The sequence below is a fragment of the Tessaracoccus lacteus genome (assembly GCF_029917005.1).
Classification (GTDB): Bacteria; Actinomycetota; Actinomycetes; order Propionibacteriales; family Propionibacteriaceae; genus Arachnia; species Arachnia lactea.
Genome location: NZ_CP123967.1, coordinates 302,068 through 320,013 on the forward strand (window position 1 = coordinate 302,068; position 17,946 = coordinate 320,013).

Annotated in this window: 15 protein-coding genes and 1 pseudogene; 5 read left to right on the plus strand and 11 right to left on the minus strand. The window is 68.1% G+C overall.

Annotated elements, in window-relative coordinates; translation table 11 throughout:
* Nucleotides 1–84 precede the first annotated feature (84 nt).
* The gene (locus QH948_RS01315; protein WP_281145184.1) at nt 85–516 is read right to left on the minus strand and encodes an OsmC family protein; all 432 of its coding nucleotides are present in this window, start codon (nt 514–516) and stop codon (nt 85–87) included.
* Between the two features lie 383 nt (nt 517–899).
* On the opposite strand from QH948_RS01315, the gene QH948_RS01320 reads away from it, so the two are divergent.
* From QH948_RS01320 to mshB, 4 genes are all read left to right on the plus strand, one after another.
* Nucleotides 900–1,976 (plus strand): branched-chain amino acid aminotransferase, encoded by a 1,077-nt coding sequence (locus QH948_RS01320; RefSeq protein WP_281145185.1) that lies wholly within the window; start codon nt 900–902, stop codon nt 1,974–1,976.
* A gap of 214 nt (nt 1,977–2,190) precedes the next feature.
* The gene (locus tag QH948_RS01325) at nt 2,191–3,345 is read left to right on the plus strand and encodes an LLM class flavin-dependent oxidoreductase (RefSeq protein ID WP_281145186.1); all 1,155 of its coding nucleotides are present in this window, start codon (nt 2,191–2,193) and stop codon (nt 3,343–3,345) included.
* A gap of 499 nt (nt 3,346–3,844) precedes the next feature.
* On the plus strand, nt 3,845–4,438 hold the full coding sequence (locus QH948_RS01330) for a CE1759 family FMN reductase (RefSeq protein ID WP_281145187.1): 594 nt from the start codon (nt 3,845–3,847) through the stop codon (nt 4,436–4,438).
* Nucleotides 4,435–5,334: an N-acetyl-1-D-myo-inositol-2-amino-2-deoxy-alpha-D-glucopyranoside deacetylase gene (gene mshB / locus QH948_RS01335; RefSeq protein WP_438874106.1), complete on the plus strand. Its 900-nt coding sequence runs from the start codon at nt 4,435–4,437 to the stop codon at nt 5,332–5,334. The genes QH948_RS01330 and mshB overlap by 4 nt, the downstream gene beginning before the upstream one ends.
* 345 nt (nt 5,335–5,679) lie before the next feature.
* On the opposite strand, the gene QH948_RS01340 is transcribed toward mshB, so the two are convergent.
* From QH948_RS01340 to QH948_RS01350, 3 genes and pseudogenes are all read right to left on the minus strand, one after another.
* Nucleotides 5,680–6,309 (minus strand): HAD-IA family hydrolase, encoded by a 630-nt coding sequence (locus tag QH948_RS01340; RefSeq protein ID WP_281145189.1) that lies wholly within the window; start codon nt 6,307–6,309, stop codon nt 5,680–5,682.
* A gap of 4 nt (nt 6,310–6,313) precedes the next feature.
* A complete protein-coding gene (locus QH948_RS01345; protein WP_281145190.1) occupies nt 6,314–7,783 on the minus strand; it encodes a purine-cytosine permease family protein in 1,470 nt (489 codons plus the stop codon).
* A gap of 181 nt (nt 7,784–7,964) precedes the next feature.
* Nucleotides 7,965–9,357, minus strand: a pseudogene (locus QH948_RS01350) (IS1380 family transposase).
* Nucleotides 9,358–9,528: 171 nt separating this feature from the next.
* On the opposite strand from QH948_RS01350, the gene QH948_RS01355 reads away from it, so the two are divergent.
* A complete protein-coding gene (locus tag QH948_RS01355) occupies nt 9,529–9,792 on the plus strand; it encodes a hypothetical protein (protein ID WP_028495563.1) in 264 nt (87 codons plus the stop codon).
* Nucleotides 9,793–9,872: 80 nt separating this feature from the next.
* Here QH948_RS01355 and QH948_RS01360 read toward each other — a convergent pair.
* From QH948_RS01360 to QH948_RS01385, 7 genes are all read right to left on the minus strand, one after another.
* Nucleotides 9,873–11,029, minus strand: a protein-coding gene (locus QH948_RS01360; protein ID WP_438874087.1) for an IS3 family transposase whose coding sequence is annotated in 2 segments (ribosomal slippage) — nt 9,873–10,765 and nt 10,765–11,029 — 1,158 coding nt in all. Because the reading frame shifts where the segments join, the coding sequence is not laid out codon by codon here.
* 223 nt (nt 11,030–11,252) lie between these two features.
* A complete protein-coding gene (locus QH948_RS14120) occupies nt 11,253–11,552 on the minus strand; it encodes a universal stress protein (RefSeq protein ID WP_369076702.1) in 300 nt (99 codons plus the stop codon).
* A 115-nt stretch (nt 11,553–11,667) separates the two neighbouring features.
* Nucleotides 11,668–12,081 carry a universal stress protein gene (locus tag QH948_RS01365; RefSeq protein WP_281145191.1) on the minus strand — a complete coding sequence of 138 codons (414 nt, stop codon included), beginning with the start codon at nt 12,079–12,081 and terminating at the stop codon, nt 11,668–11,670.
* A 613-nt stretch (nt 12,082–12,694) separates the two neighbouring features.
* Nucleotides 12,695–13,537: a DUF6671 family protein gene (locus QH948_RS01370; RefSeq protein WP_251449792.1), complete on the minus strand. Its 843-nt coding sequence runs from the start codon at nt 13,535–13,537 to the stop codon at nt 12,695–12,697.
* Complete coding sequence (locus QH948_RS01375) at nt 13,534–13,851, minus strand: P-II family nitrogen regulator (protein WP_028495566.1); 318 nt, start codon at nt 13,849–13,851, stop codon at nt 13,534–13,536. The genes QH948_RS01370 and QH948_RS01375 overlap by 4 nt, the downstream gene beginning before the upstream one ends.
* Entirely contained in the window at nt 13,839–16,313 is a 2,475-nt protein-coding gene (locus QH948_RS01380) for a DUF2309 domain-containing protein (protein WP_281145192.1), read from the minus strand. The genes QH948_RS01375 and QH948_RS01380 overlap by 13 nt, the downstream gene beginning before the upstream one ends.
* Nucleotides 16,313–17,836 carry a proton-conducting transporter transmembrane domain-containing protein gene (locus tag QH948_RS01385; RefSeq protein ID WP_281145193.1) on the minus strand — a complete coding sequence of 508 codons (1,524 nt, stop codon included), beginning with the start codon at nt 17,834–17,836 and terminating at the stop codon, nt 16,313–16,315. Before QH948_RS01385 ends, QH948_RS01380 begins: the two co-directional genes overlap by 1 nt.
* Nucleotides 17,837–17,946 lie beyond the last annotated feature (110 nt).

A 17,946-nucleotide genomic window follows, 5' to 3' on the forward strand; every position in this document is an offset into this window, starting at 1 on the left:
TTTGTGGAGCTTTTTTGTCGGGCGCCCTGTGAAGCGACCCCTGTGTCGCTATTCTTCTCCGCTGCGCGCTGGGTCCGCACCGGCTCAGTCCTCCGACAGGCCCATGGTCACGGGCGTGCCGGCCTCGACGGTGCGGGAGACGGTGCAGAGGCGGTCGTGGGAGTCCTGGACGGAGCGCTCGAGGATGCGTCGGGCGCGGTCTCCGTCCTCGCCCTCGGGGAAGCGGATCGTGAAGGTCACGTCGATGGCGTCGAGCCGGTTGCCGGACTCATCCTTCACACGGTCTGCGGTGATGGTGGTCGTGAACACGTCGGGCTCGGCGCGACGGTGGGTGAGCATGTCGACGTCGATGGCCGAGCAGCCCGCGATCGCGGCCATCATCAGCTCAACGGGGGTGAACTCGTCGGTCTGGCCGGTCCCGATCGGCAGCGTGCCGCCCCGGGAGTTGGTCGCCTCGTAGTGCAGCGGGCCGAGTCGATCCAGCGTCACCTCGGTGGGGTTGCGGGTCTCGGACATGGATCCTCCTTGGGTTGTGAGACCCCACCTTAGGGCGGGTGTGGAGAAGGCAGCGCCCATCAGGTATCCGGACGTGAGGGTTACCGGGCCTAGCCCGAGCTCTGGGGTCGTTCCGCCCGGAGCCTCCGCACGCCCGTCGCACCTGTCCGTGCACAACTATGCCCAGAGCGGCAGTGTTGCTCCTATGTTGCAGGGCCGGCGGAATGCGCATTGTTGTGTGCACGACACTCCGGTCGGGACACGTCGGGACACGGACCGGTCGGGAGACGAGTGCGGGCCGGGCGCGCCGACGTCGCGCGGGCACCCTTCGCACGGGCGCGCAACCCGTCGGGCGCGGATGGACGAGGACCTGGGCGTCCGACATGCCGGGCTAGCATCGCGGCATGGCTGAGTTCTCCCTCACGCGCACCACGCATCCCACCTCCCCGGCGGTCCGTCAGGCCGCCCTCGCCGACCCCGGTTTCGGGCGCCACTACGTCGATCACATGGTGGTGATCGACTACGTGGAAGGTGACGGTTGGCAGGACCCCCGGATCCTCCCGATGAGCGACTGGTCGCTGCACCCCGCGGCTGCCGTCCTGCACTACGGGCAGGAGATCTTCGAGGGCCTCAAGGCATATCGTCGTGACGACGACTCCATCTGGCTCTTCCGCCCGGACCGCAACGCTGCCCGCTTTGTGAACTCCGCGAGGCGTCTCGGGATGGCCGAGCTGCCCGAGGACGTCTTTGTTGAGGCCGTCGAGCGCATCGTCGCCCTCGAGCGCGACTGGGTCCCCGCCGGCGAGAACGAGCAGAGCCTCTACATCCGCCCGTTCATGATCGCCAGCGAGGCGCTGCTCGGCGTCCGCGAGGCGAAGTCCTACCGCTTCTCCGTCATCTGCACCCCCGTCGGCCCGTACTACTCGGAGCCCGTCAAGCTGTGGATCACGCCGAACTATACGCGCGCGGCTATCGGCGGCACGGGTGAGGCCAAGTGCGGCGGCAACTACGCCGCGAGCCTCGTCGCGACCGAGGAGGCCTACGCAAACGGCTGCGGCCAGGTGCTGTGGACCGACGGTGCCGAGCACAAGTGGGTCGAGGAGTGCGGCACGATGAACGTCATGTTCGTCACCGCCGACGGGGAGCTGTTGACCCCGTCGCTCGGCTCGATCCTCCCAGGCGTCACGCGCGACTCGATCCTCAAGCTGGCCGACGCCCACGGTCTGAAGGCCGTCGAGCGCCCCATCTCCGTCGACGAGGTGCTCGACGGGGTCGAGTCGGGCCAGATCACGGAGGTCTTCGCGTGCGGCACGGCGGCCGTCGTGACGCCGATCGTCGGCTTCAACTCGCCCCAGCGCGGCGTCGCGGTCGTCGGCGACGGGCAGCCCGGCCCGAAGACCGAGGAGATCCGTCGCCACCTGGTAGACATCCAGTTCGGCCGCGCCGAGGACACCTTCGGCTGGACGCGCAAGGTCTGCTGACCCCGCTCCGTGGCCGACCTCGCCGTCGGCCCCTGGGGCCCGGATGAGCACGACACACTTCTCATCGCGACGGGGAACGTTCACATGGGCGTTTTTCGACGATGACAAGTGTGTCGTGCTCATCGCGTCTCTACTGACCCCGGGCTGCCGCGTCACCGGAATAGTTGAACAGTCAACAATGTTGTAGGCTGGTGACACCTTGAAGGAGGTCACCATGCAGTTCGGCATCTTCAGCGTCGGCGACATCACCACCGACCCGACCACCGGTCGCACGCCCACCGAGCATGAGCGCATCAAGGCGACCGTCGCGATCGCGAAGAAGGCCGAGGAGGTCGGGCTCGACGTCGTCGCCGTCGGCCAGCACCACAACCCGCCGTTCGTCGCCAGCTCCCCGACGACGACGCTGGCCTACATCGGCGCCCAGACCGAGCGCATCATCCTGTCGACGGCCACCACGCTGATCACCACCACGGACCCGGTGCGCATCGCGGAGGACTACGCCACGCTGCAGCACCTCGTCGACGGACGCATGGACCTCACGATGGGCCGCGGCAACACCGGCCCGGTGTACCCCTGGTTCGGCAAGGACATCCGCGACGGCATCGCGCTGGCGGTCGAGAACTACGCGCTGCTGCACGAGTTGTGGCACAGCGAGGTCGTGAACTGGGAGGGCAAGCACCGCACCCCGCTGCACGGCTTCACCGCGACCCCGCGGCCGCTCGACGGGGTGGCCCCGTTCGTGTGGCACGGCTCGATCCGCTCTCCCGAGATCGCCGAGCAGGCCGCCTACTACGGCGACGGCTTCTTCCACAACAACATCTTCTGGCCGCCGAGCCACACGCGTCGCATGGTCGACCTCTACCGCCGGCGCTTCGAGCACTACGGCCACGGCTCCGCCGACCAGGCGATCGTCGGCCTCGGCGGGCAGGTGTTCATGCGGAAGAACTCGCAGGACGCCGTCCGCGAGTTCCGCCCCTACTTCGACCACGCCCCCGTCTACGGCGGCGGCCCGACGCTGGAGGAGTTCGCGAAGGAGACCCCGCTGACCGTCGGGTCGCCCGAGCAGGTCGTCGAGCGCGTGCTCGGCTTCCGCGACTACGCGGGTGACTACCAGCGCCAGCTCTTCCTGATGGACCACGCCGGACTGCCGCTCAAGACCGTCCTCGAGCAACTCGACCTGCTCGGCGAGGAGGTTGTGCCGGTGCTGCGCAGGGAGTTCGACGCGCTGCGCCCCGCGCACGTGCCGGACGGCCCGACGCATGCCGCCCGGGTCGCCGCCGCCGGCGGCCCCAAGGCGGCGGGCGAGCAGGTCGAGCCCTCCGTCGACAAGTGGACCGGCACCCGCGCGGAGGACACCAACCGTCTCTGACCGTCGGGCGCCGACCACCCGATGTCGCGGGAGCCGCAGGGCGGGTCGGCCCACCTCGGCTCTGCGGACCTCCGGCCGGGTCAACCGGGTGACGCTGCATCGCGCGTGTGAGTCGGCGCACGGCGTCCCGCGCCGCTCACGAAAAGCGGGCAGTGGTCGATTCTGGTTACCCGACCGGGGAGAATCGACCACTGCCCGCTTTTCTGCGGGGTGGGGGATGGTGGGCGTTGAACGATTCTCGTCACCGAACCGGGGAGAATCGGGCACTGGTCGATTTTCGACGGTGGATGTCACCCGGCGCGCGCCTCGAGGCGTGTGGGGGCATGTCGCGAATATGGCTGCGACGCTGGTGCGGGGATGGCGAGACGGGTGGCGACGCTGGTTCGGGGATGGCGAGACGGGGCGTGCGAAGTGTGCCGGAACGCGGACGGACCTGGAATGATTGAATGGTCAATTATGTTGTACAGTGGTGGACGCAGACCAAAGTGAGGAGTCAACCATGGCCAACATCGTCGTGATCTCCGGCGGGCTCGGATCACCCTCGAGCACCCGGGTGCTGGGTGACGACATCGTCGTCCAGCTGACCGACGCCCTGGCGCTGCGCGGTGAGGGCCTCGAGGCAAGGGTCGTCGAACTCCGCGAGCTCGGGCATCCCATCGTCGACGCCATGCTCACGGGTTTCCCGACGGGGGAACTGGCCGCCGTCGTCGAGTCCGTCGCCTCCGCCGACGCGCTGGTCGTCGTCTCCCCGACGTTCTCCGCGTCAATCAGCGGTCTCGTGAAGAGCTTCTTCGACATCCTCGAGCCCGACACCCTGCGCGGCAAGCCCGTCCTGATGGCCGCGACCGGCGGCACGGAGCGCCACTCGCTCATGCTGGAGTTCGCGATGCGACCGCTGCTCAGCTACCTCGGCGCGGTCCCCGTGCGCACCGCGATCTTCGCCGCCACGGCCGACTTCGGTGGCCCCGGCGCCACCTCCCTGAGCCATCGCGTCGCCACCGGCGCCGACGAGCTGGCCGACGCCCTCGCCCACACCGTCCCGCGCCCGGCCGACGACGGGTTCGTCGAATTCGCGACCCTGCTGGGACGATGAACACCGTGACAGCACCCGACCGCCGCCTCCTCCTCGTCCACGCGCACCCCGACGACGAGTCCAGCCAGTCGTCAGCGACCATGGCCCGCTACGTCGCCGAGGGCGCCCAGGTCACCCTCGTGACCTGCACGCTGGGGGAACTCGGCGAGATACTCGTGCCCGAGTGGACGCACTTCTCGCCCGCGGAGCTCGGCGCCCACCGCCAGGAGGAGATCCGCACGGCCCTGGCGGAGATCGGCGTCACCGACCACCTCTACCTCGGCGGGGCCGGCCGCTACCACGACTCGGGCATGACACACGACGAGAGCGGCCGTGTCGTCGCGCCACCCGAGCGCCAGCCCAACGCCTTCTGGGACGCGGATCTGCTCGAGGCGGCCGACCACCTCGTCGAGGTCATCCGTTCGCGCCGCCCGCAGGTGGTCAGCACCTACGACCCGTTCGGCAACTACGGCCACCCCGACCACGTGATGGCCCACCGCGTCGCGATGTACGCCTGCACGCTCGCCAGCGCACCGGCCCACCGGCCGGACCTGGGCGAACCCTGGCAGGTCGAGCGCGTCCTGTGGAACACGCACAACACCGCGCGCTGGGCCGAGGCGTACGCGGTCGCCCGCGAGCGGGGCCTCGAGCTGTGGCCCGAGCGTGAGGTCGATCCCGACGACGTCGGCCCCGACCCGGATCGCATCGTCGCCGTCATCGAGACCGCGCCCTGGCTGGAGGTCTGCCGCGCCGCGCTGGCGTCGCACCGCAGCCAGGTCAACACCGAGGACGACTTCTGGCAGTTCTACCGGATCATGCAGGAGCTCCCGGGGGCGGGAGAGGCGTATCTCCTGGCCGCAGGCCGGCCCTTCCCGGCCTCCGACGTGCCTGCGTCGGACCTGTTCGCGGGGCTCTGAAGTCAAGCCGACGGGGTGACTCCGGGCGAGCTGGCCGGCTGCCGCGTCGCCCCGGTGCCCTCAGGACCGCCGGGAGACCGGGGCCCGGCGACGACCATCCTGGGGCGTGTCGGTGATCATCTGCGGTCCTCTTCCGGGTCGCGTGACTTTCGGCACATGCTAGAGGTGCTTCCACACCTGGAGAGGCCCGTATCGCGGGCCGTGCCGTCGAGCGGCCAACCAGGTGCTCCGGAGGGCGGAACGGCCTGTCAGGTGGCTATCCTCGGTCCGGCCTCGTCGCCGACGAGAAGCCGACGTCTGGGTCGGGCAGCCGACGCTGACCGGCTGCGTGGACTGACCCAGCGCTCAGGCGAGCCCGAGGATCGGCCGCAGGTCGTCGAGCGAGGACACGCTGTAGTCCGCGTCGTCGTCGACGGGGGACTCCGCCGACTCGAGCGTCGCGGAGGCCATGCCGGCTCGGCGCGCGGCCAGCGCGTCGATCGGCCGGTCCCCGACGCTCAGGCACGACCCGGCCTCGAGCCGGTGCCGCCCCAGCAGGGCCAGGTGCATCGATGGGTCGGGCTTGCGCGGGAACCCATCGGAGGTGGAGATCAGGTCGTCGACGGCGAGCCCGAGGCCGCCGATGAGCGTCATCGCCGAGGTCCGGTCGCGGTGCGTCACCACGAGGTTCAGCACGCCGGCGACGGCCAGGTCGCGCAGCAGCTCCCGCGCACCCGGCATCGCCGGCGCGGGGTGCTCCTCCCAGTGACGCTTGAGCGCCGCGTTCGCTGCCTCGAACTCCGCCGCCGGGATCCCGAACCGACCGGCCAGCGCCGTGACGGCCTCGGAGGTGGAGCGCCTTGTCAGCCGCGCGACCTCCGCCTCGTCGACCGTCTCCCCGTGTGCCGCGACCACGGCCGCGAACGCGCGGTCGAGGGCCGGGTAGGTGTCGACGAGCGTCCCTCCCAGGTCCCAGACGACCGCGCGCCTCAGCATCGGATCAGGCGGCTTCCTGCGCCCGGATCTTCGCCGCGCGGGCGAAGTACGTGACCACGAAGCTCAGGACCAGCGCGAAGAACACGCCTAGATTGGCGTACGCCCAGTCGCCCTCCTTGCCGCCGATCAGCGGCAGCAGGTAGCCCTGCCAGTTGTTCCACGACGCTGAATCTGCGAAGTTGTTGACGACGAAGCCCCAGCCGATCAGTGACGCGACGACCATCGTGCCGATCGAGGTCCAGTCCCACGCCCCGTAGATGCCCTTCGGGTCGAACAGCGCGGCCTCGTCGTAGTTCCTGCGGCGACGCAGGATGTCGGCGATGAGGATGCCCGCCCATGACGCCAGCGGCACGCCGAGCGTGATGAGGAAGCTCTGGAACGGGTCGATGAAGTTCGCGGCGAAGAAGACGACGTAGATCGTGCCCAGCGTCAGGATCGTGCCGTCGATGCCCGCGGCGACCGGGCGGGGCACCTTGATGCCGAGGCTCAGCAGCGTCAGGCCGGAGGAGTAGATGCCTAGCACCGCGCCGGACACGAGGGCCAGCACGGCGGTCAGCAGGAACGGGACGAGCACCCAGATGGGCAGGATGGAGGCCAGCGCACCCAACGGGTCGGAGTTGATGGCCTCGCTGAGGGCAGGGTCGGAGCCGGCCAACAGCAGGCCGACAATGACGAGCGGGATCGGGGCGACGGAGGCGCCGAAGGTGTTCCAGAAGATGATGGAGCCGTCGGAGGCGGTGCGCTTCTGGTAGCGGGTCCAGTCGGCGGCGATGTTGATCCAGCCGAGACCGAAGCCTGTCATGACCATCACGAGCGCGCCGATGACGGCACCGAGGCTGCCGGCGGGGATGGCGGAGACAGCGGCCCAGTCGATGTGGCCGAACGTCAGCACGACGTAGAGGATAGTGATGAAGCCCGTGAGCCAGGTCAGGATCGACTGCAGCTTCATGATCGTGTGGTAGCCCAGCACCGATGCGCCGACGATCAGCACCGCGACGACGATCGTCGCCACCAGCTTCACCGCGGTCCCGCCGTCGCCGCCGAGGCGGGCGATGATGCTGGAGGTGGCCAGCACTGCCAGGATTGCGAGGTAGGTCTCCCAGCCGATCGACGTCAGCCAGCTGACGATGCCCGGCACCTTCTGCCCGCGCACGCCGAACGCGGCCCGCGACAACACCATCGTCGGCGCCGAGCCGCGCTTACCGGCGATCGCGATGACGCCGCACAGGAAGAACGAGATGACGATGCCGATCACGGAGACGACGGCGGCCTGCCAGAACGAGATGCCGAAGCCCAGGATCCAGGCGCCGTAGCTCATGCCGAACACGCTGACATTGGCCGCGAACCAGGGCCAGAACAGGTCGCGCGGCTTCGCGTGACGCTCGGACTCGGGGATGATCTCGATGCCGGCCAGCTCGATGAGTGGCGCGCCGGCGGCGTTGCCGGGCTGTCCGGCGGGCGATTCGGTGATCACTGTGTGCTCCTACTAGCCTCGATATTTCATGACGGCCCTGTGTGGGGCTGGTCGGCGCCGGTGGCGTCGAGGTTGTTCTGATTCTTGCAGGTGGGTGCGACAAGACCCCGCGTGACGTCTGCGGTGCGGGTTTCCAGGCCGGGAGCTGCCAGATTCAGAGGGACATGTCGAGGACATAGGGTCAGGTGGCTGGTGCCGGGAGGTTTCGGAGTCGGCTGATGCTGTCGATGATCAGCTCGGCCCAGCGGGATCGGTCGCTGAAGTGGACGACGGTGCGGCGGGCTCTTCTGGCGAGGGTCGCGGGGATGGTGTAGAGCCGGTAGCGGAGCCGTTTCGGTTCCCAGCGGCGGGCTTCATGACCGGCCAGCGCCAGCATCACGCTCCAGGCCTGCAACTCGGAGGCCAGGGCGACGATCTGGCACCAGATCCGATTCTGGTCGAACCCGTGCAACGGGAGGTTGGCCAGGCCTGTGTCTTTCGCGATCCGGATCCGGTCTTCGCAGCGGGCGCGGCGACGATGCCGCAACTCCAGCTGCTGGAGGGTGCCGAGGGTGGTGTTGGTGGCGAAGGCGGTGAGCCGGTAGCCGTCGACGTCGTCGAACCGCAGCTGAGCGCCGGGGTGGGGCCGTTCGCGGCGGACGATCACCCGCATCCCGGCAGGCCAACCGTCGAGATCCAGCAGTCCGGTGAAGTCAGCAAGATCGGCCCCCTCGCGAGCCTCGCCATCGCTGTTGAGGGCCGGCACCCAAACCCACTCAGGGACCAGGTGGTAGAGGTCGGGGGTGTCCATGGGGAGGGTGAACCCGACCGAGTACGCCACCCTGCGCCCGGTCAGCCACTTGGTGAACTCCTTCGTGCCGCCGGCCCCGTCCGCGCGGATCAGCACGCGGCGTCCGGGCCGCGGGTTCCGGTCGGGGAGCTGCGCGAGAGCTTGTTTGGTGACGGTGATGTGATCGGCGGCGGTGTTCGAACCGGCGTTCCCGGGGCGTAGGTGGACCTCCAGGGCTTCGCCGGTGCCGTCCGTCCCGTGGTCGCCGAACGCCAGCAACGGGTGGAACCCGAAGCCTCGTCTTCAACGTCGCAGCCGCGCGCTGCTTCTCCGAGTGGGCGGTGATCAGCGACGCGTCGAGATCGATCACCACCGGATCCTCGGCAGTCGACTCGTGGTCGGGGGCATGCTCACCGGCCAGGGCCCAGACCGTGGCGCGGGCCTGCTGTCTGGCTCCGGCGATCGCCTTGATGGCCTTGTCCGCGTCCTCGGCCAGGGCCGCGATGAGCCGCGACACGGTCGGATCCGACGCCACCGGGCCGTAGACGCCTGGTTCAGCGCGCAGGGTGGCGAGGTCACTCAACGCTTCACCGCCGAGCACCAGCGACATCGCCAGATCACAGATGATCTTGCCTGGGTCGTGGACCGCCAACGGTTTCCGCCACCGGGACAGCGCCTCCGACAGGGCCCGGTCCAGGCCGGCCGCGCGGATGGTTTCGGTCAGCAGGATCCCGCCAGCCTGGCCGACCGCGGTCACCTTCGCGGTATCGACATGAACCCTGGGATACGAGCCGGTACTCTTCACCTCGAAGGTGCTCCTTCTTGTTGGTCGATGTTTCTCTAGACAAGTCACATCATCCCAAGTCAGGGGCACTTTCGCTATCTCAGGCCACTACAGTCCACCCACCGTCATGAAAGCACGAGGCTAGAGCTCACTAAGGCTGCTCAGCAGCTCTGGACGTCATAGCCTGAACCCATGCGCGCAACTTTGATTGATGAGCGGGATGTCACGGAGGAGATCCATGACGCGGTGTTCCGCGTGTGGGGCCATCTGAATGGCGATGGCGCGGTCGCAGTGTATGAGATGGAGGGCGCCAGCCTGGTTGAGACTATCGACTGGGCGCGCGCGAACTTTCGTGAGGCCTGGTCCCTTTCAGCCGACATCCGCGGGTCGGACCGAGTCACAGCGGTGTGGCTTGTGGGCTCTGACCCGTCCGACCGCGCGGACCGTTCTGTCTAGATCGTTCTCCAGATTAGGTAGTTGTCACAACACACCGACGGGACTGCCCCCAGTTTGCTTGACAGATTTCTAGGGGTGGGTCAGGCGGCCTGTGTGGTCGTGTGATGGACTGCTTCGAACTCTACTGGGGTGAGTTTGCCGAGACGCCGTTGGCGGCGTCGGCGGTGGTAAGACTTCTCGATCCAGGTGATCATGGCCAGCCGCAGCTCGGCCCGGCTGGTCCACGGGTGGCGGTTGAGGACGTTCTTCTGCAGCAGCGCGAAGAAGCTCTCCATGGCGGCATTGTCGGGACTTGAGGCGACCCTGCCCATGGAACCTGTGAGGTCGTGGACCTTCAACTCGGCCACATAGGTGTGGGCTCGGAATTGGCTGCCTCGGTCCGAGTGGACGATGCAACCAGCAACTGGTCCGCGACGTTGGACGGCCATGCGCAGGGCGTTGATCGCGATCCGCTTCTTCATGCGGGTGTCGATCGAGTACCCCACAATGCGGTTGGACCAGACGTCCTTGACCGCACACAGGTACAGCTTGCCCTCGCTGGTGCGGTGCTCGGTGATGTCGGTCAACCACAACCGGTTAGGCCCCTCGGCATGGAACTGGCGCTGCACCAGGTCATCGTGGACCGCCGGCCCGGGCTTCTTCCATGACCCGTTCTTGACCGAGTGGAACGAACGGATCCGCTGCAGCTTGCAGAGCCGGTGGACTCGGTTCTCACCAGCGGTGATGCCCATCTCGGGCAGGTCATCGGCGATGAGGCGATAACCCAGACCAGGGTCTTCGGCATGCAGGTCGATGGCGGCGTTGATCAGGTGTGCATCGTCCCAGTCGCGCTGCGAGACTGGGCAGGCGAGCCACTGGTAGTAGGCCTGCCGCGAGAAGCCCAGCACCCGGCAGGAGACCGCGACCGGCACCCGGAGCGTCCCCTTGGTCTGGGCCAGGTCGGTGACCAAGGGGAACATCATTTTGGGTTGATGTCGCGGGACAGGTAGGCGGCGGCGCGGCGCAGGACTTCGTTCTCCTGCTCCAGCAGCCGGATGCGCTTGTTGGCTTCCCGTAGTTCGGCTGCGGAGCGGTTGTCTGCGGCGGGGGCATCAACACGATCGGCCTTGGCCAGCCAGTTGCGCAGGCAGGACTCACTGATCCCGAAGTCCTTGGCGATCTGGCCGATCGGGGCCTCGCCCTTGCGGGCGACCGCGATCACATCATCGCGGAACTCTTTCGGATGGGGCTTGGGCATGACATGCATCCTCTCACCAGGCCCTCACGGACCTGAGATGTTGATGTCAACCAAACCCGGGGCAGTCCCGACAGCCGATCAGGTGGGTCCGAATGAGACCGTCACCCTGGTCTCCACTCAGGTTGTCACAGACAGCGTGACCACCTCTTCTTGGCAAGGCTGCGCAAGCCGCCGTGACGGCTCGCGCGCCTCGAGCACCTCGCCATCTCGTTTGCGATCCCGCTCATCGCACGACGATGGTGGTTGTCGCGAGCCGGGCGAGAACCTGTTCACTGGTGGAGCCGAGGAGGAACCGTGCCATCGCCCCGCGGCGGTGCGATCCGACTATGGTGAGGCGCGCGTGCGCCGCGACACGGTTGATGAGGAGGGCCGGTTCGCCCCGTTCAACGACCAGTTCCAGTCCCAAGTCCGGGTAAGCCCACCAACAGAGCCGGCTAGCGTTTCCGCGGCCATGCGGTGCATGATGCCCAGGTAGTCGTCGGGGTAGGACCTGAGACCGAGAGGTACCGTGACTGGCGACCAAGCGCTGACGGCGGTGAGCACCTCTGCGGACCGGTCCGCCTCGGCGGCGGCGAACGCGATGGCGGCCTCGGACACATCTGCTCCGTCGATGCCGACGACGACCCCGGTTCTGCCAGTCAGGTCCAGGTCGGGTACGACGGCGACCGGACAGTGTGCACCGGCGTGATGCGGATCCCGTGCGGGCCGCGCGCTGGCCCGGTCTCTGGGCCGCGGTAGTCGCTTCCGATGACCAGCAGAGCAGCTCCCTTGGAGGCGTCGATGAGCTGTTCCACCGGTTTGCCCCGCCCGATCCGCGTCTCGACGGGCACGCCGTGCGCTCGGACGCGCTCAGCCTCCCGATCGAGAAGGCTTCGTGTGAGCTGGAGGGCCTCCTCGATGACTGGTCCCTCCCCGCGGACACCTTTCGCGCGGCCGATGATCGATACCAGCTCGAGCCGGTCACCACGCGCTGCAGCTCTCTCCACGGCCCAGTCCACGGCCCGACGAGACGCAGACGCATCCGTCACACCGACAACCAACTTCTCATTCATGTTGCACTCCTTCTCATCGAACGGGTTCTCAGCCCTGCGTCAACGGCAGATCGGCCCGACGCCGCATCCTCCGTCACGTCGGGCTCCGGGCTGGACAAAGAGGCTGCTGCGCGTTCGAAATGAAGAATCGGGGCGCCGCCGAGGCTGCGGAGCACTGTGTGCAGCGGGCCTCTGTGGAGCTGACCCGAGACACGAGTGGACGGATCCTTCGCGCGAATCTCGCCGACCAGCCGGCAAAGCTGCTCCCTGGCCTGGGAGGCGTGGCAATTCCGTTCGGCGATGGTCTCCCATGCTCGGTCTTCGACGACGCGAATGATACGGACGCCACCGCTTGTGCGAGCAGCGCCAGCCCAGGCGTCCCGAACGGTCTCCGGCGGTTCGCTCTCTCCGGTCAACAGCACGACGGCCCCGGCATCCATGGGACGAGTCGGACAGCCATCTTCAGAACGCGATCGGAGGGGTTGTCCGTGTGCAGTGCTCATGGGTCTCTGCCTCCTTCTTCTACTATCCGGGGGCCAGCCCGGCGCACGTAGGGCCGGAGGTCCTGTTGGCGGGGCCTCCAGCTGTTCCGGTCGAGCACGGCCGGCGGGATCGAGGTTGGGCTGCGAGGTGGTCAAGGATTGCAGGTCTCGCACCATTGCGGGTCGGCGAGGGTTGAGGTGCGTGGTCGGGTGTGGGTGGTGTCGCAGGTGCTGCAGGCGTGGATGTCGGCGGCGGGCAGATGCGTGGGTTGACCGCACGTGCCGCAGGGGAGTCCGGGGATGGTCTTTACTCGCCCGTATCCGGGGCTGCGGCAGCCGGGGCAAGGGGTGGAGAGGCGCCTGGCCATGCGGGAGCAGAGATCTCGGAGGATGTCGGCGCGGGCGGGTGAGCGATGCGCACGATAGTCCGGCAGCACCGACACGGGCACGTTCTGGTCGAGGAGCCGGTTGACGGTGATCTCAAGTTCGGCCGGGCTGTGGGTGTCTTTGTGGGCGTGGGATCCGTGGTCGTGGTGGGCTTGCACGATGACGCCTTGGTGGGGAAAGCCGAGGCTGGTGGCGTAGGAGAGGGCTTGCGCGCTGGTGAGGATGTGCCGGCCCGGGGGCAGGGGGAAGCTGGCGGTGCGGGATTCGACAACCTCGATCCCGCGGTCCTCGTCGAGGAAGAGGACGAGTTCGTTGTGTCGGGTACTCCACCCGTATTCGGTGGTGAAGCTGCCTTCGCTGGCCAAGCCTGCTGTGAGGCCTGCGGTGCGGATTCCGAGGCGCGCTTTGGCGCGCGCGGTTTCTCGTGGGGGGAGGGTGCGAGGAATGTCGCCGGCGAAGGTTCCGAACTGGTCAGTGTCGATTCCGGCCACGCCGAGAACTGTGGCGCCGAGGATTGTGTGGAACGGGCCACGGGCGAGATGTTCTTTGCCGTGCATGGTGGCGAACGCGATGACGGCACCGCGGTAGGGGTGCGGGGTGGGTGTCATTGGAAGTAGTCAGGTCGGCTGACGTAGGTGTCGGTGGCGAACATGACGCCGCTGCAGCTGGTGAACAATTCCCGTGCTGCGGTGATGAGCTCTTCGGCGCGGTCGGTGGGGAGGACGGTGATCAGCATGGTGAGGGTGTCGTAGTCGTTGAACAGCAGCGCACCGGAGTGTTGGCCGTGGTGGCCGATGCCGGAGACGCCGGAGACGGCGGTGTAACCGGTGGCGCCGGCAGCGGTGATCAGGGCGCGGACCGAGGGGGCGTCGCGGCCGGGGACGACGAACTCCACCTTCGTCATTTGGGTCAGTCCGTGCATGAGCGGTTCTCCTTGCTGTGTGTGTGGGCGGGTGGGCTCGACCAGCCGTAGCGGGTGTACCGGTGCCAGGGGGTGTTGGGGGAGGGGCGGGCAGTGAGGGTGATCCAGTCGTTGTCGAACAGGTCGCGCAGGACCTGGTTGCCGGAGATGATGTCGCCGATCCTTTCCAGCGGGGCTTGGATGATCACGCTCAGGCGCAACGGTTCGTGCAGGTAGTTGTCGCCGACGGCGACGGATTGCCAGGGCAGTCCGCGGCGCAGGTCGCCGCTGTGGCCGGCGAGGACGCCGATGCCGCCGATGGCGTTGTGGATGGTTTTGGTGCCGGCGGAGAGCAGGTCGGGGTTGAGGGTGGAGAAGTAGTACTGGTGGTTGATCCACTGCGCCACGATCATCGGGGCGGTCAGGATGGTTTCCAGCCCCGTCCCGCCGGGGTCCATCTCGGCGCGGTAGGAATGCAGGAACACCCGGCGATGCAGGTTCACACTGGCGGTCATTTCCCGGGGTCCGATGATCATGGCGGCGTTGCCGGCCAGTCCCAGCTCTGGGTAGACCTCTGCCCAGTCGTGTGCGCGGGCTCTCAGCCGCGCCAGGGACTGGTGCGGGTGTGCGCCGGGGAGGCCAGTGGCTCGCTCGCGGACGAGGAGATCGGCGGCGTCACGTGCGCGCGTGCTGAACTTGGCCAGTTCGGCGGCGTGGGTGCTCGGGACCAGGTGCGGGTCCAGCACGGTGATGGTGTCGGCGACGGTGTTGTGCAGTGCGGCGACGAAGATGGTGTCCTGCGGGATTGTGATCCCGCGGGGGGCGAGCGCTGCCCGGACGGTGGGGTCGTTGAAGATCGCTGCGGCTGCTCGGGCGTTGACTGCGCCTGGGTTTCCGCCGCAGGCGCCGCAGTCCAACGCTGATTGGTAGAGGTTGTTGGTGCTGGTGGATCCGTGTCCGGTGAGGACGATGAGCGGCGCGAACTGGTGCAGTCCCATCATCGTGACCGCAGCTTCGGCCAGCGTCGCACGCTCTTCGAGGCTGAAGGCAGCCGAAACGGTGACCTCGCTGGAGGAGGGCGGCGCGATGAGGGTCCGCCACGTGCGGGTGAGGGTGTGGTGCAGGCCGGGGGTGAGGGTGCGGGTGAAGGTGGCGGCGCCGTAGAACCAGCCTGCGGTTTCGGCCAGCGCGAACGGGGTCGCTGTTGCGTTCTCGGTGGTGTGCAGGGCGTGTGCGGCGGCGTCGATGAATCGGAGCCCCTGGCCGCGTCGGTGGGCGCGTTGGGGGCTCGTGGGTGATTCGGTGACGGCGTGGCGGGGACGCAACAGGGCGGGAAGCGAGTCCACCGCCCCGCGGCCCTGGTGGGACGTGAACCGGACGGGGACGCCGAAGAACCCGGCGAAGCCGAGCGTCTCCACCCCCGGTTGCGTTTCCAAGTGACGGCGTACCCCTTCGGAGCGCGGGTCGATACACATCACCACCTGCACCGCCGGCCGGTCCGGTGCGGTGCTGCTCTGGGTGATCGACTGAAGCAATGCGGCCCGATAGTGGCCGTCGTAGGCGGCTTGCCAGGTGAACGGATGATCGGTAGGGGCATGCAGGATCAGGATCCGGGCCACCATCGCCACCTCGGCACGGGTGGGCGCGGTCGCCAGGGTGGCGGAGATCTGTTCGGCGCGCTCCCACAATTCCCTCCCCGGGGCTGGGGTCTCCTCGCCTGCCGGTGTGGGGTGGGCCGCGGAGGGTGGCAGGGGCAGGTCGAGGGCATGGCGGAGGGCGAGGCGGACGGCGAGATATTCGGTCAAGTCGATGTCGCTGTTGTGCTCGGACCGCCATTTCAGGTAGCTGGTCCACCCCGGAAGCGCAGCCAGCTCTGCTGTGAGGGTCTCCACGGTGGTCGTGTCTCCGACCCCGAGATGAGTGAGGGTTGCCGTCAGCGCGGGCAGAGCCCGGTCGGGGAGGGAGCGGATCCGCCGTCGTGCCAGCCTGGTCAGGTGCGGGTCGTGGACGGCCAGGGCGTGCCAGGCGCGGTAGAACCCGTGCTGCCGTCCGGGTATCGGCCACTGCGGGTCGGGGTCCACGAATGCGGCCACCCACTTTGTGATGTGCTGCTCGAGCGGATCCGCCGGCGGCGATGTCCTCGGAGTCGGCGGGCGGGTGTCGGGACGGAGCAATTCCGCGACCAGGATCTCTTCTGTCGACCAGGCCATCCCGCCGAGCTCGATGACAGGTAGCCCGGCGAGTTCCCCGATCCGCTCCCGCAGAGCGGTGATCAGGTCGGCGCGCGTGATGCGGCCTGACGCGAACTGGGCGTGGTACCGCGGGAGAGTCTGGGTGAGCGCGACTCCGGGGTCGGCGATGTTCTCGAATCGGGTGCTCTCGTGTGCAGCGAGCGGGTTGAGCGCGATGAACGATCCGATCGGCCAGCTGGCCATGACGTCGTGGGCGGCTTGGGCGACATGGGCCTGGACCAGCAGACTCATCACACGGCCTCCTTCTGACGGGCACGGGCAGGGCCGATCCGGGTGGGCGCGGAGACCGTCGATTCGGCGAGGGTCCGCGCATACAGGGCGCTGTGCATCCGGCTGGCCGTGCGCGGGGAGTTAACGAGCAGCTCCAGACCAAGCAATAGGGCGGCGGGGATCAGCAGCCACCAAGGCGATGCCGGCTGGATTGACGCAGCGGGAGTGATCAGGTGTTCGAAAATGCCGAGGAAGGCGACGTACGAGAATCCCAGGACAGTGAGTCCGATCGCCGCGGCCGTGAGAGTGGCCGCTGTCATCGAGCGGCGCAGCCCGGCTGCGACGGCAACGGCGGCGGTAAAGGCGACGAATCCGAGCAGGGCCAGGCTCGCGGGGGTTGCCTGGGGGGCGAGCATTCCCTTCGCTGCCACGAGCACCGCCACAGGCAGGGCGGTGGCGAGCAGGACCGCTGCGACCGTTCGGGAGCGGGGGGATGGTTCCGGGGCGGGCCAGGTCCGCTGCTCGGCGTGGTTGGCCACTCCGGTGCCGGCGGAAAGGAACAGGGCGGACTTGTAAAGCGCGTGGGCGATCAGGTGGAAGATGGCCGCAGCGAACGCGCCCAGCCCGACAGCCATCATCATGAAGCCCATTTGACCGGCGGTGGAGAACACCAGCCGGCCCTTCACGTCAGGTTTGACCAGCCGAACCGCCGTGGCGTACACCAGCGTCGCCGCGCCGGCTGCGAAGATGACCAGCATCGCCGCAGCCACGGGCGCGATCAGCGGGGAGAACCGGATGACCAGGATGGCGCCGGCGTTCACGACCCCGGCGTGCAGCAGCGCAGAGACGGGGGTCGGGGCCGACAGTGTCGCGGGAAGCCACCGGTGGAAGGGGATCTGGGCGGACCGGCCAAGTGCCGCGACCACCAACAGCAGAGCCACCGCGACGACGATGCCCTCCGGCAGTGTCGCTGACACCGATCCCACCTCTGCGAGGCGAATATCTCTCCCGGCGGCCAGCGTCAGGACCAACACCGCCACCACCAGGGGGGCGTCCGCGATCAGGAAGCTCAGCCCAGTCCGCCGGACCCCTTGACGGGCCTGTGGCAGCGACCCATAGGTGTGCAACAGGAAGACCAGGGAAACGCCCGCCGCGATCCAGCCGATGGTGAAGGTGACCACCGTCCCCGCACACACCATCACCACGGTGCTGCCCGTCAACGCGTTCGCCCACACTGCGAACCATCGTTGCCGTAGGTCGCCGCGCAGGTAGCGGAGCGCGAACATCTGGATCACCGCGCTCAACCACAAGACCAGCGTCAGCATCAGCACCGCCACCGCGTCGCCGGCCCAGAGGCCCCCGGACGGCGGCTGCTGCCCAGCTAGTACCGCCAGCAGCCGGGCGGCGATAGCAGCGAGGGCGCCTGTTCCCGTCGCCCATGCAGCGGCCCGCGCCACGGTCCCGGCCGATGCCGGGAGCAAGACGGCGACCACGACACCGACCCACGGTGCCGCTATCGCGATCGTGAAGACCACACTCCCCATCAACCACACCCGCTTTCACCTGTCACTGGAAACACGAAAAACATAGCACGTATTGTGATTCGGTAAATGCGTATGCGGAAACCAGTGGGGTGGAACGGTAAGATGGGGTG

Excerpts from the sequence above, each read along its gene's own strand:
- QH948_RS01315 (WP_281145184.1), bottom strand. The coding sequence starts at position 516 with ATGTCCGAGACCCGCAACCCCACCGAGGTGACGCTGGATCGACTCGGC.
- QH948_RS01320 (WP_281145185.1), top strand. The coding sequence starts at position 900 with ATGGCTGAGTTCTCCCTCACGCGCACCACGCATCCCACCTCCCCGGCG.
- QH948_RS01325 (WP_281145186.1), top strand. The coding sequence starts at position 2,191 with ATGCAGTTCGGCATCTTCAGCGTCGGCGACATCACCACCGACCCGACC.
- QH948_RS01330 (WP_281145187.1), top strand. The coding sequence starts at position 3,845 with ATGGCCAACATCGTCGTGATCTCCGGCGGGCTCGGATCACCCTCGAGC.
- mshB (WP_438874106.1), top strand. The coding sequence starts at position 4,435 with ATGAACACCGTGACAGCACCCGACCGCCGCCTCCTCCTCGTCCACGCG.
- QH948_RS01340 (WP_281145189.1), bottom strand. The coding sequence starts at position 6,309 with ATGCTGAGGCGCGCGGTCGTCTGGGACCTGGGAGGGACGCTCGTCGAC.
- QH948_RS01355 (WP_028495563.1), top strand. The coding sequence starts at position 9,529 with ATGCGCGCAACTTTGATTGATGAGCGGGATGTCACGGAGGAGATCCAT.
- QH948_RS01365 (WP_281145191.1), bottom strand. The coding sequence starts at position 12,081 with ATGAATGAGAAGTTGGTTGTCGGTGTGACGGATGCGTCTGCGTCTCGT.
- QH948_RS01370 (WP_251449792.1), bottom strand. The coding sequence starts at position 13,537 with ATGACACCCACCCCGCACCCCTACCGCGGTGCCGTCATCGCGTTCGCC.
- QH948_RS01375 (WP_028495566.1), bottom strand. The coding sequence starts at position 13,851 with ATGCACGGACTGACCCAAATGACGAAGGTGGAGTTCGTCGTCCCCGGC.
- QH948_RS01380 (WP_281145192.1), bottom strand. The coding sequence starts at position 16,313 with ATGAGTCTGCTGGTCCAGGCCCATGTCGCCCAAGCCGCCCACGACGTC.
- QH948_RS01385 (WP_281145193.1), bottom strand. The coding sequence starts at position 17,836 with ATGGGGAGTGTGGTCTTCACGATCGCGATAGCGGCACCGTGGGTCGGT.